Origin of the sequence: Streptomyces fuscigenes, assembly GCF_021556455.1 — a bacterium.
GTDB lineage: Bacteria > Actinomycetota > Actinomycetes > Streptomycetales > Streptomycetaceae > Streptomyces > Streptomyces fuscigenes.
This window is the reverse complement of sequence record NZ_JAKGCV010000008.1, coordinates 35,962-48,160: the sequence shown is the minus strand read 5'-3', so window position 1 is coordinate 48,160 and position 12,199 is coordinate 35,962. Positions and strand designations below refer to the sequence as shown.

Annotated in this window: 8 protein-coding genes and 1 pseudogene; 4 read left to right on the top strand and 5 right to left on the bottom strand. The window is 73.9% G+C overall.

Annotation, left to right across the window (positions count from 1 at the left end; genetic code table 11):
• A pseudogene (locus L1885_RS02405) lies at positions 1-207 on the bottom strand (hypothetical protein); the annotation flags it as partial.
• 392 nt (positions 208-599) lie between these two features.
• Here L1885_RS02405 and L1885_RS02400 point away from each other — a divergent pair.
• From L1885_RS02400 to L1885_RS02390, 3 genes are all read left to right on the top strand, one after another.
• On the top strand, positions 600-1,439 hold the full coding sequence (locus L1885_RS02400; protein ID WP_235795251.1) for a sulfotransferase family protein: 840 nt from the start codon (positions 600-602) through the stop codon (positions 1,437-1,439).
• Complete coding sequence (locus L1885_RS02395) at positions 1,433-3,154, top strand: glycosyltransferase family A protein (protein ID WP_235795250.1); 1,722 nt, start codon at positions 1,433-1,435, stop codon at positions 3,152-3,154. The genes L1885_RS02400 and L1885_RS02395 overlap by 7 nt, the downstream gene beginning before the upstream one ends.
• Positions 3,155-3,417: 263 nt before the next feature.
• On the top strand, positions 3,418-4,665 hold the full coding sequence (locus tag L1885_RS02390) for a S1 family peptidase (RefSeq protein ID WP_235795249.1): 1,248 nt from the start codon (positions 3,418-3,420) through the stop codon (positions 4,663-4,665).
• A 209-nt stretch (positions 4,666-4,874) separates the two neighbouring features.
• Here L1885_RS02390 and L1885_RS02385 read toward each other — a convergent pair whose 3' ends face one another.
• The 4 genes from L1885_RS02385 to L1885_RS02370 form a co-directional block, all read right to left on the bottom strand.
• The gene (locus L1885_RS02385; protein ID WP_235795248.1) at positions 4,875-5,870 is read right to left on the bottom strand and encodes a carbohydrate ABC transporter permease; all 996 of its coding nucleotides are present in this window, start codon (positions 5,868-5,870) and stop codon (positions 4,875-4,877) included.
• On the bottom strand, positions 5,867-7,081 hold the full coding sequence (locus L1885_RS02380; protein WP_235795247.1) for a carbohydrate ABC transporter permease: 1,215 nt from the start codon (positions 7,079-7,081) through the stop codon (positions 5,867-5,869). Before L1885_RS02380 ends, L1885_RS02385 begins: the two co-directional genes overlap by 4 nt.
• A gap of 36 nt (positions 7,082-7,117) precedes the next feature.
• Positions 7,118-8,365: a sugar ABC transporter substrate-binding protein gene (locus L1885_RS02375; protein ID WP_235795246.1), complete on the bottom strand. Its 1,248-nt coding sequence runs from the start codon at positions 8,363-8,365 to the stop codon at positions 7,118-7,120.
• Between the two features lie 156 nt (positions 8,366-8,521).
• The gene (locus tag L1885_RS02370) at positions 8,522-9,526 is read right to left on the bottom strand and encodes a LacI family DNA-binding transcriptional regulator (RefSeq protein ID WP_235795245.1); all 1,005 of its coding nucleotides are present in this window, start codon (positions 9,524-9,526) and stop codon (positions 8,522-8,524) included.
• A 264-nt stretch (positions 9,527-9,790) separates the two neighbouring features.
• Between L1885_RS02370 and L1885_RS02365 the strand changes: the two genes are divergently transcribed.
• The gene (locus tag L1885_RS02365; RefSeq protein ID WP_308117265.1) at positions 9,791-12,097 is read left to right on the top strand and encodes a glycogen debranching N-terminal domain-containing protein; all 2,307 of its coding nucleotides are present in this window, start codon (positions 9,791-9,793) and stop codon (positions 12,095-12,097) included.
• Positions 12,098-12,199: the final 102 nt, after the last annotated feature.

The window sequence follows — 12,199 nt, the reverse complement described above, 5'->3', positions numbered from 1 at the left end:
GGGGATGCGCGCGGTCTCGGCTGCCCCCGCCCCGGCGCCGCGCTGCACGCCGGCGCGGCGCGGGGCCGGCCGGCTGGGCGTCGCCAGCTTCACGCGGAAGCTCGCGTGGTTCACGATGACCTGTGCGGGATCGCTGTCCACCTTGAGCATGCTCAGGGGCGGCTGTTCGTCGAACCCGGACCGGGGCGTTCTGGTGTCCACACTCATCTAACCGAGTGACTTGTGTTTAGGACACTGCCTTGACAAGCGGGAAATGTCCGAGACCCGTCAAGATCATCCGGCGCGGGCGGCACGGGCCCCGGCCACGGACCGCCGAGCGGCGGCCGGAGCCGGGGAGGGCCGGGCCCGACGGTCCGTGAGCGCGCGTACGGCCGGCGCACAGCGCCCGCACAGCGATGGTGTTCGCGCCCGATCGGTTGCCCGGCGCGCCGCGTTCTCACGCGTTTCTCATCGGCCCTCCGGGCGCTCGTGAGCCCTCTCTCAGATTGCGCACCTAGAAAACCCTTGAGGCGGCGGGACGTTCGCCCCGCGACCGGCGGCGCCGGGGGCGGGGGCGCGCGCTCCCCCGCGCGACCGTGCCGACGAAGGATGTGCGCACCATGCCTGCCAGCCGCTCCCGAATGCGGGCCGTCGCCCGCAAGGCCCGCCGCGTCCTGGGCCGGGCGAGAGCGCGGGCGGCGGGCCGCCCCGCCGCGGCGGCCCCGGCGCCGAAGGGGCAGCGGCTCGTACCGTCTCCCGTGTTCGTGATCTCGTCCGTGCGTTCGGGCTCCACACTCCTGCGCGTGATACTCAACAGCCACCCGCAGATCCGCGCACCGCACGAGATGCACCTGCGGACGCTGGAGGTCCGGCAGACCAAGGACTACACCGAGAAGGCGATGAAGCAGCTCGGCCTCGACGGCCGGGAGCTGGAGCACCTGCTGTGGGACCGGGTCCTCCACCGCGAGCTGGCGCACAGCGGCAAGGAGCAGATCGTCGACAAGACCCCCGGCAACGCCCTGATCTGGCCCCGGCTGCGCGAGGCGTGGCCCGAGGCGCGCTACGTCTTCCTGCTGCGCCATCCGGCGTCGATGGTCAGCTCGCTGATGAACGGGCGCCCCGACCGGGACCCGCGGCAGACGGTCGCGGAGGTGAAGCGGTACGTGGACGCCGTGGACGAGGCCCGCAGCCGGCTGCCCGGGCTGACGGTCCGCTACGAGGAGCTCACGGAGCGGCCCGACGAGATCACCCGGGAGATCTGCGCGTTTCTCGGCGTGGAGTGGAGCGAGGGCATGCTGGACTACGGGCGACAGGAACACGGCCCGTTCCAGGCCTACGTCGGCGACTGGAGCGACAACATCAAATCGGGCAGGATCCAGCGGGCGCGTGAACTGCCCACGCCCGAGGAGGTGCCGGATTCCTTGAGGGAGGTCACGCGCCGCTGGGGATACGCATGTTGAGCAGTCACGACGAGACGGCCGGCACCACGCCCGGAACCGACGACACGGCCGGCATCACGCCCGGAACCGAACCCGGCACCGCACCCGGTACCCACAACACGACCGGCACCGAACCCAGGGCCGAACGGGACCCCGGCGGAGCCGATCCGGGCTCCGGCGGAACGACTCCGGACCCCGCCGTCGACGGCAGCGCGCCGGGATCACCCTCCCGGGTGAAGGTGTCCGTGGTGGTGCCCGTCTACAACCCGGGCTCCGCGATCGACGAGCTCATCGGCTCGCTCCTGCGCCAGTCGATGCCGCCGGGCGAGTGGGAGGCGGTCTTCGTCGACGACGGGTCGACGGACGGCTCGGGCGCGCGCCTGGACGAGCTGGCCGCCCGGTACCCGGACCGCTTCCGGGTCGAGCACATCCCGAACTCCGGCTGGCCCTCGCGGCCCCGCAACGTCGGCATCGGGCTGGCGCGCGGCGAGTACGTGCAGTTCGCCGACCACGACGACTGGTTCGGGGACGAGGCGCTCCAGCGCCTGTACGCGTACGCGCGGGAGAACGGCGCCGACGTCGTCGTCGGCAAGATGGCGGGCCGCGGCCGCAGCGTGCCCCGTGAGCTGTTCCGCCGCAACCGGCCGGACGCCACGCTCGCGAAGGACCCGCTGATCGACAGCCTCACCCCGCACAAGATGTTCCGGCGGGAGTTCCTGCGCCGCGAGGGGCTGCTGTTTCCCGAAGGCCGGCGGCGCCTGGAGGACCACGTGTTCGTGACCGCGGCGTACTTCGCCGCCGGCCGGATCTCCGTCCTGTCGGACTACGTGTGCTACATCCACGTGGCTCTCGCCGACTCCTCGAACGCCGGCTTCCGGCGCTTCGACCCCGCCGGCTACTTCGGCAACCTCCGCGAGGCCCTGGACATCGTGGACGCGCACACCGGGCCGGGAGCCTTCCGGGACCGCCTGCACCGGCGCTGGCTGCGCGTGGAGATGCTGGGCCGGCTGACGGCCCCGCGCCACCTCGCGGCGCCGGAGGAGTGGCGCGGGGCGTTCTTCCGCGAGGTGCGGGCGGTACTGCTGGAGCGCTTCGCGCCGGGCGTAGCGGCGGGCCTGCCGGCGCCGCAGCGGGCCCTGGTGGCGCTGGTGGCGGCGGACCGCTTCGACGACGTGCGCAGGCTCGCGCTCTGGGAGTCGGGCGTCCGCGCGAGGGCGACGGCCCGGGTGACGGGCCCGGCGGAGATCACGGTGGAGGGCGAGCTGACCGCGCCCGGCGGCGCCCCGCTGACGTTCCGCACGGTGGACGGCAAGGACGTGCTCACGCCCCCGGTCTCGGGCCTCCCGGCGCAGGCCCTCGACGTCACCGACCGGCTCGGCTCGGCCCGGATCGACCTCGTGGCCCGGCGGCGCGGGGGCGGCGGCGAGGAGTTCTTCGTGCCGGGCGAGACGACCGCGCTCCGCGTGCCGACGCCGGACGGCGGCTTCCGCGTGCGTCACCGCACCGTCGCGACGCTGGCACCCGACACGCTGAACTCGGGTCGCAACGCGGGCCGCTGGGAGCTCAAGGCCCGTGTCTCCAGTTGCGGCTGGCAGCAGGACACGGAGCTCCCGGTGTCCCTGACCATCGCCAGCGACGGGGCCCCGCCGCAGCTCAGGAAGGGCACGGCCACGCCGTTCCTGGTCCGCGTGAAGCGCCGCGCCCGCCGGCTCACCGGCGGCGGCGCCCGCGGCTAGCCGCGTACGGCCCGCCCCCGACCGGCCTCGCGCCCGGGTCACGCAGCCCGACGCCACGGGCACCGCACCCCCGCCCGGGCGGGGCGGTCGCGCTCCCCTCCCGCGCGCCCGGCGCGCGGCCTCGCCCTTCCTGAGAGCGCTCCCTGCGGTATGGACCTGACCTCATTCCTTGGTTACGATCCGGTCAAGTCGCCCTCAAAAAGCGACACTTGGGCGCCAGTTGTTCCACCCCCACAGTCAGGAACACGGAAGGGCCACCCTTTATGGGACGCTCAGCACTGATACGCACGGGACTCACCACGCTCCTGCTCGCCGGCACCTGGGCCGCGACCGGAGCGCTGCCCTCGGCCGCGGCCGCACCCGCCCCCACCGGGACCACGGCCCCCGCGGCCGAAGCCCCCGCCTCCGCCGGCCTCGTCTCCGCGATGCGCAGGGACCTCGGCCTGACGGAGAGCCAGGCCACGGCCCGCATCGCCGCCGACAAGAAGGCCACGGCGATCGCCGGGAAGGCCCGTGGCGCGGCAGGCTCCGCGTACGGCGGCTCCTGGATCGACGCGAAGAGCGGCGCGCTCACCGTCGCCGTCGCCGACGCGAGGAGGGCCGGGGCCGTGCGCGCCACGGGCGCGCGGGTCGAACTGGTGCGCTACAGCGCCGGCCGGCTGAACGCGGTCAAGGACCGCATCGACAGGCTGGCCGCGGGCGGCGCGGTGCCGTCCGGCGCGGCCACGGACGGAGCGGCGTCCGCCGGGGCGTCCGGTTCGGCCACGGCGTCCGCCCCGGCCGGGGTGAGCAGTTGGCGGGTCGACCCGGCGACCAACCGGGTCGTCGTGGACGTCGTCGCCTCCCACAAGGATGACAACGATGTCCGCGCCTTCGTCGCGCAGGCGGAGAAGGCCGGGCCGGTCGCGGTCGACGAGGTCGCCGCGCGGCCCGGCACCAAGGCGGCCGGCACGGTCGGCGGCGACCCCTGGTACACGGGCAACATCCGCTGCTCGATCGGCTTCTCCGTCAACGGGGGCTTCGTCACCGCCGGGCACTGCGGGCAGCCCGGCGGCTCGGTGACCGGCTGGGACGGCTCGTACATCGGCAACATCCAGGGCTCGACGTTCCCCGGCAACGACTACGCGTGGGTCAACGTCGGCAGCGGCTGGTGGACGGTGCCGGTGGTCCTCGGCTGGGGGACCGTCTCCGACCAGCTGGTGCGCGGCTCGGCGGCGGCGCCGGTCGGCGCGGCCATCTGCCGCTCCGGCTCCACCTCGCACTGGCACTGCGGCAACGTGCAGGCCACAAACGTCACCGTCAACTACGCCCAGGGCGCGGTCTACTCGATGACGCAGACCAGCGTCTGCGTCGAGGGCGGCGACTCGGGCGGCTCCTACATCAGCGGCGACCAGGCGCAGGGCGTCACGTCCGGCGGCTCGGGCGACTGCACGAGCGGCGGCCAGTCGTTCTTCCAGCCGATCAACCCGATCCTGAGCCACTACGGCCTCACCCTCCAGACGTCCGCCTGACGACACGCGCACGGCCACTCCAGGCCCGGCCCCGGGCACGTCCGTGGCCGGGACCGGCCGGCACCGGCCGGCACCGCGCACCCGCCTCCCGGGGCCGGTGACAGCGCGGTACGCGGGTGGCGGGCGCCCCCGTCAGGAGGAGCGCCCGCCGGTCCCGGGTACCCGCCGTCCCGGGCGCCGGCGCCTCCGCCCGCGCCCGGGACGGCTGGTCACTGCTTGACCGCCCCCGAGTTGGCGCTGCGCACGAAGTGGCGCTGGAAGAAGAAGAACAGCGCGGCCACCGGGATCGTCGACAGCAGCGCGGCCGTCAGCTTGAGCGGGTACTGCGTACCCGCGCTCAGGCTCCCGGACACGAGGTGGGCCAGCCCCGTGGTGAGCGTCTCGTACTGCGGGGACTGCGTCGCCACGAGGAAGTGCGTGAACTCGTTCCACGAGCCCTGGAACGACAGGATCGTCAGCGTGATCAGCGCGGGCCGCGCCATCGGCAGGACCACGGAGCGGAACGTGCGGAACACGCTCGCGCCGTCGATCTTCGCAGCCTCCTCCACCTCCTTGGGGATGGAGACGAAGAACTGCCGCATGATGAACACACCGGCCGCGTCGACCAGCAGCGGAATGATCATTCCGGCGTACGTGTCGAAGATCCCCAGTTCGTTCAGGACGAGGAACTTCGGGATCAGCAGCACCACCCCCGGCACCGACATGACCACGAGGACGCCCTGGTACAGGAACGCGCGCCCGCGGAAGTCGAGGCGGGCCAGCGCGTATCCGGCCAGCGAGTCGAAGAAGACCCGGCCCGCCGTGATGAACACGGTCACCAGCACGGAGTTGGCGAGCCAGCGGCTGAAGGGCACCGCGTCCTCGCCCGCCCCGCCGAGGCCGAACAGGCGGCGGTAGGTGTCCACCGAGAACGGGTCGGGCAGCAGCGAGAGCGGGTGGGCCGCAGCGTCCGGGTCGGTCTTCAGCGACGTGGCGATCTGGACGGCGAAGGGCAGCAGGTAGAGCAGGGCCACCCCGGCGAGCAGCAGGTACAGGACCGTCCGCAGGTAGGGGCTCCCGGTCCGGGTGCCCCGGGGGCGCCGCAGCCGGCCTGCCGGGCCGCCGCCTGCGGGCGGGTCCGCGTCCGTGCGACGGCCGGCCGCCGGGCCGCCGCCCGCCGGGAGGCGCGCCGCCGGGGTTCCGGTGCTCGTGCTCCGCGCGTTCATGAGCTCCTCCCGCGAAGGAACAGGCCCCGGGCACCGGGGCGACGGGCCGTCCGGCCCCCGCCGCGCTCGCGCAGCAGCAGGCGCTGGATCAGGGTCATCACGAGGATGATCGCCAGCAGGACGAAGCCGATGGCGGCCGCGCGCCCGTAGTCGGCGTCCTGGAAGCCCGCGGTGTACGACAGGTAGGCGGGCGTCAGCGTGGTGTTGGCGGGGGCGCCCTGGCTCATCACGTACACCGCGTCGAAGACCTGCCAGGTGCCGATGAGCCCGAGCGTCGCGACCAGGAAGACGACGGGCCGGATGGCGGGCAGCGTGACGTTGCGGAAGGACTGCCACCGGTTCGCGCCGTCGAGCAGCGCCGCCTCCTCCAGTTCCACGGGCACGTCCTGGAGCGCCGCGAGGAACATGAGCATGTACGTGCCGGACGTGGTCCACACGGCCAGCACGATCAGCGTGCACATGGCGATGGACGGGCCGGACAGCCAGTCCCACCACGACAGTCCGAGGAAACCGTGGGCCGCCAGCGCGGGGACGGGCTTGTCCGGGTCGACGACCCCGAGCAGGCCGAGCACGCTCCACACCAGGCCGTGGGCGTCCGTGAACCAGCGCGGCCCGGTGATCCCGACCCACTTCAGCAGGGCGTTGACGGCGCCGCTGCCCTGGAAGAGGAAGAGGAAGACGGTGGAGATCGCGATGGAGCTGGTGACGGACGGGAAGTAGAAGACCGTCCTGAAGAAACCTTTTCCCTTGACGCGTCTGTGGTGGACGGCCAGAGCCAGCCCGAGCGAGAGCACCGTCTGGAGCGGCACCACGAGCAGCACGTAGTACAGGTTGTTGCGGATCGACGTCATGAACAGCTGCCGGTCCTGCCCCGGGCCGGTCAGCAGGTCCGCGTAGTTGCGCACCCCGACGAAGTCCGCGGCGCCGCTGAACGGGTTGGACTGGCCGTCCCACTTCAGCAGGCTCACCCAGGCCGCCATCCCGATCGGCAGCACCAGGAACAGGCCGAGGATCACGACCATCGGCGTGGCGAACAGCCAGCCCCACCGGCCCTGGTGGTCCCGGACGCCCCTGCCCCGGCGCCCGGCCGCCGCCGTGCGCCCGCGTCCGCCGCGTCCCGGCCGGGCCCCGGCCCCGTCGCCGAGGGGGCCCGGCGCTCCGGCGGTCCGGTCGCGCACCGCGGCCGGGGGGCCGCTGCCGTCCCGTTCCATCTCTCGCCTCCCGTGCTCTCGCTCGTCCCGGCCCGCTCAGCCGCCGTTCTTGAGGACCTGGTCCCCGTTGGTCTGCAGGTCGGTCAGGACCTTCTTCGGGTCGGACGTCGCCAGTTGCGACAGTTCCGAGTCGAACTGGGTGAGCACCTTGGTGAAGCCCGGCACGGTCACCGGCCCCTGGGCGTACGCGGTGCCGTCGGCGAAGGCCGCGCTGCCCGGGTGCTTCGCGCGGAACGCGGAGATCGCGCTGTCCCGCGACGGCAGCACGCCGATGGCGTCCGAGAAGGACAGCTGCTGGTCCACGGTGGTCAGCGACTCGACGAGGGAGACGGCCGCCTTGTGGTGGGCGCTCTTGTTGGCGATGCCCCAGCAGGTGCTGAAGGACAGCGTCCCCTTGCCGGCGGGGCCCTGCGGCAGCGGGACGACCTTGTACCCGACGGACGGGTAGTCCGAGGCCATCGCGCCCGTCAGCCAGTTGCCCTCGATGGTCATGGCGGCCTTCCGCGTGCCGAGCGCCTCGCCGCCCCAGCCCGTGTCGACCTGCTTGGGGTACTTCAGGGTCCCCTCGGAGAGCATCTTCTTCACGAAGGTCAGCGCCCGTACGTTCGCGGCGCTGTCCGCGGTGACCGCTGTCTGCCCGGGGTCGGTGATCCAGCCGCCCGACTGCTTGAGGAACGGGCCGAGTTCGTTGTACGAGGAGTCGACGACCAGGCCCGCGACCTTCTTCGTCGTGAGCTTCCTGGCGACCTTCTCCAGGTCGTCCCACGTCTTGGGGTAGTCGGCGGGCGTCAGCCCGGCCTTCTTCCACAGGGCGGTGTTGACGGCGAGCGCCAGGGTGGAGCTGTCCTTGGGCGCGCAGGTGAACTTCTTGCCGTAGGTGAAGGCCGTGCGCAGCGACGGGGAGAAGTCGTCGCGGTCGGGCAGCTGGTCGCCGTACGCGTAGAGGGAGCCGCCCTTGGCGTAGTTGGCGAAGACTCCGGAGCCGACGTAGAAGACGTCCGGCGGTTTGCCTCCCGCGAGGGCCTGGCCGAGCTGCTGGTCGAGGTTCTGGGCGGCTACGACCTTGACGGTGTTGCCGGTCTTGTGCGCCCAGGCGGCGGTCGCCTTCTTGACGGCGTCGGTCTCGTTGTCGCCGGACGAGCCGATCATGACGGTCAGGCTCTGCTTGCCGCCGCTGTCCTGGCTCTCGGTCTTGTTGCTGCCGAAGCTCGACGACGAGCATCCGGCGGCGAGGAGGAGCGCCCCGCCCGCGGCGGCTGCCGTGGCGGCTCTGCGAAGTGTCATGGTGTGCCTCCGGGCGTGGGGTGCCGACCGCCGGACGGCCGGGCGGTTCGGCTGCGGATGTGGGGGTCTGTGGTGGTGGGTGCGGCGGCCGGCGCGGATGCGGGGACGGGCCGTACGGGGGGCCGGTGCGGGGCCGGTGGCCCCGCGGCCTTCGGGTCAGGCCGGCGGGAGTGGCACCGAGCTCTCGCGCACGACGAGTTCCGGTGGCAGCAGCACGTGCTGCGCCGCGCCGCCGGGAGCGGAGATGCGGTCCATGAGCAGCCCGATGCACGCCCGGCCGACCTCGCGCAGCGGCTGGCGGACGCTGCTGAGCGCCGGCGCGAGCAGCGCCGCGGCGGGTGAGTCGTCGAAGCCGACGACCGCGACGTCCCGGCCGGGGCTCAAATCCCGGTCGCGCAGGGCCCGGTAGCAGCCGAGCGCGAGGGTGTCGCTCGCGGCGACGACCGCGGTGGCCCGCGCGAGCACGGGCGCCACCGCCTCGCGCGCCGCGTCCACGTCGTTCACCGACGAGACCCGCAGGTCCCTGGTCGGCAGGGCGTGCTCTCGCATGGCCTCGCGCCAGCCGCGCGCACGGTCGTCGCCGACGCCCGAGCCCCGCGGCCAGCCGAGGAAGGCGATGCGCCGGTGACCCGCCGCGACCAGGTGCCCGACCGCGGCCGCCGTGCCGTGCGCGCCGTCCACGTCGACCCAGTCGCCGTGCTCGCGCGCCGACCAGGACCGGCCGAACGCGACGAACGGGACGTCGCGTTTGAGGAGCCAGGCGGGCCGCTTGTCGCCGCGGTTGGTGTTGCTGAGGACGAACGCGTCGACGGAGTGCTCGCGCAGCAGCTCGTCGTAGCGGTCGGCCTCACCGTCCGCGGACGCGGCGAACAGCAGGATCCGGTATCCGGCCCGGTCCGCGGAGTCCGACAGCGCGTGCAGGAAGTCGTCGTGCACGGGCGTGGAGACCCCGGCGGGCATCGGCTGCACGCCGTAGCCGATGAGCCTGCTCGACCGGGTGCGCAGCGAGCGGGCCGCCTGGTGGGGACGGTAGTCCAGCTCGCTCAGCGCCTCGTTGACCCGGGCCAGCGTGCGCGGCGCCAGCAGGTCGGGCGAGTTGAGCGCGTTGGAGACCGTCTGCACGGACACCCCGGCCCGTTGCGCGACCAGCGCGAGGGTCACGGGTCTCTTCCTGGGCCCGCCCGCTGGGGTCGTCCGTGCCACCGAGGGCCTCCGTCGTCCGGGTACGGCCCGCCCGAAATGCGGCGCCGTAGCTGCTGTGGATCGATAAAACTCTCTTTCGTGGCTGGTTGACAAGAGCTAGGGTGAATTTTGATCGATCCAAAAAAGTTCGACCGTCCCGGCCGGGATCCGTGCGCGTGCCGCGCACCCCCCGCCCCGGCAGCGGTCGCCACCATCCACACCAGCCGAGGAAGGCGCCGCCCAGTGAACACGGCCGTCCAGGGACACTCGCCGCGGGACCCCTCTTCCGCGGACACCGTCACCGAGGGCCTGCAGCCCTTCCTGCACGACACCTGCACCACGCTCTACGCGCCGAGCATCGCGCTCTCCCGGCCCGACGGCGACATGACGCAGGGCGCCGACGGCTTCTTCCACGGGGACCGCCGAGCACTGGCGACCCTGCGCGTGTCCGTCGAGGGCGTGCCGCTCGCGCCGGTGGGCAGGGCGCTGCTCGCGGCGGACCGGACGGCGTTCCGATCCGTCCTGCGCGGCGTCGGGGAGCACACCGCCGACCCGGCCGTGACGCTGCGCCGCGTGCGCTCGCTGGCGCCCGGCGTCCTGCGCGAGGAGCTGGAGATCGTCAACGCGGGGGTGCGGCACGTGAGTCTGTCCGTCGCGGTGCTCGCCGGCACCGATCTCGCCCCGATGGGCGAGGTCAAGGCGGGCCGCGGCCGGGCCCCCCTCGCCGCCCGCGCCGAGGACGGCGGGCTCGTGTGGCAGGAGGGCGGCACACGGACCGCCCTGCGGCCCGTGCCCGTGTCCGGACCCGTGCGCGCATCCGGACCCGTGCGCGCATCCGGACCCGTGGCCGTGCCCGGGCCCGGGGCCCCGGTGGACGGCGACGTGAACGCCCCCGCGCACGAGGGTCGTTCGGCGCACGGCGCGCCGGGCGCTCGCGACGGCCTGCCGGCCGACGTGGACGCCGGGCGGAGCGCCGCCGACGCGGGCCCCGTCGAGGTCGTCCCCGCCGAAGGCGCCCTGCGCCATGCCGTGGAACTGCCCCCGGGCAGTGTCTGGCGGGCCGCCTTCGAATGCGCCGTGACGGACTCCGAGCCGGACGCGTTCCTCCCCGTCGCGCCCGCCGCCGTGCCCTGGTCGCGGGCCGTCTCACGCAGCGCCGACCGGGGGTTCGACCGGCTGCTCGCCCGGTCGCTGGGCGATCTGGAGCGGCTGCTGCTGGCGGACGGGCGGCGACCGGACGACCGTTTCCTCGCCGCCGGCTCCCCCTGGTTCCTCACCCTCTTCGGGCGCGACGCGCTGTGGGCCGCGCGCATGACGCTGCCGCTGGGCACCGACCTCGCGGCCGGCACGCTGCGCGTCCTGGCCCGTCGCCAGGGCAGCCGGGTCGTCCCCGAAACGGAGGAGCAGCCCGGGAAGATCCTGCACGAGGTCCGCCGCGAGAGCGTGGGCGGCGCCGCGCTGCCCCCGCTGTACTACGGCACCGTCGACGCCACACCGCTGTGGGTGATCCTGCTGCACGACGCCTGGCGCTGGGGCCTGGCCCCGGACGAGGTGCGCGCGCTGCTGCCGCACGCCGAGGCGGCCCTGGAATGGCTCGCGTCGTACGGCGACGCGGACGGCGACGGCCTGCTCGAATACGTCGACACGACCGGCAAGGGCCTCGCCAACCAGGGCTGGAAGGACTCCGGCGACTCCATACGCTGGCAGGACGGCCGCCTCGCGCGGGCCCCCATCGCCCTGTGCGAGGTCCAGGCGTACGGGTACGAGGCCGCCGTCGCGGGAGCCCGCCTGCTGCGCGCCTTCGGCCGGCCGGGCGCCGAACGCTGGGAGCGGTGGGCCGAGCGGCTGCGCCGCCGCTTCCGGGAGAGCTTCTGGACCGAGGACGCCTCCGGCCGCTTCCCCGCCGTCGCCCTCGACGCGGACAAGCGCCCCGTCGACTCGGTCACCTCCGGCTTCGGGCACCTCCTCGGCACGGGACTGCTCGACGAGGAGGAGAGCGCGCTGCTCGCCGGGCGCCTCGCGGGCCCCCGGCTCAACTCGGGCTTCGGCCTGCGCACGTTGAGCACCGACTCCGTCGGCTTCAATCCCCTCGGCTACCACATCGGATCGGTGTGGCCCCACGACACGGCCATCGCGGTCCACGGCCTGGTCCGCGCGGGCTTCCCCGCGGAGGCCGCCTCCCTGGCGCGGGGACTCGTCGCCGCGTCGGAGGTCTTCGAGGGCCGGCTGCCGGAACTCTTCGCCGGCCACGGCAGCGCCCACGACACCGCGCCCGCCCCCTACCCCGCCGCCTGCCGCCCGCAGGCCTGGTCCGCCGCGTCCGCCGTCCTGCTGCTGACGGCCGCCCTCGGCCTCGAAGCCGACGTCCCCGGCGGCACGTTGCGCCTCGACCCGCGCGCGGCCGACGCCCTCGGTCCGCTGGATCTGACCGGTCTGCGCGTGGCGGGCGAGCCGCTCGCGGTGCGGGTGGACGCCGCCGGCCGCGCGCACGTGGACGCCCCGGCGGGCCTCGCGGTGCGGGGCGCGGACCGCATGGGGCCCGGAGCCTGACGGGAAGGCACCGCACGACACCCCAGGGGACCGGACGTCACCGGTCGGCCCCCTGAGGACACCTGACGACACCTGACGACACCTGACGACACCTGACGACAC

Excerpts from the sequence above, each read along its gene's own strand:
- L1885_RS02395 (WP_235795250.1), top strand. The coding sequence starts at position 1,433 with ATGTTGAGCAGTCACGACGAGACGGCCGGCACCACGCCCGGAACCGAC.
- L1885_RS02375 (WP_235795246.1), bottom strand. The coding sequence starts at position 8,365 with ATGACACTTCGCAGAGCCGCCACGGCAGCCGCCGCGGGCGGGGCGCTC.
- L1885_RS02385 (WP_235795248.1), bottom strand. The coding sequence starts at position 5,870 with ATGAACGCGCGGAGCACGAGCACCGGAACCCCGGCGGCGCGCCTCCCG.
- L1885_RS02380 (WP_235795247.1), bottom strand. The coding sequence starts at position 7,081 with ATGGAACGGGACGGCAGCGGCCCCCCGGCCGCGGTGCGCGACCGGACC.
- L1885_RS02400 (WP_235795251.1), top strand. The coding sequence starts at position 600 with ATGCCTGCCAGCCGCTCCCGAATGCGGGCCGTCGCCCGCAAGGCCCGC.
- L1885_RS02390 (WP_235795249.1), top strand. The coding sequence starts at position 3,418 with ATGGGACGCTCAGCACTGATACGCACGGGACTCACCACGCTCCTGCTC.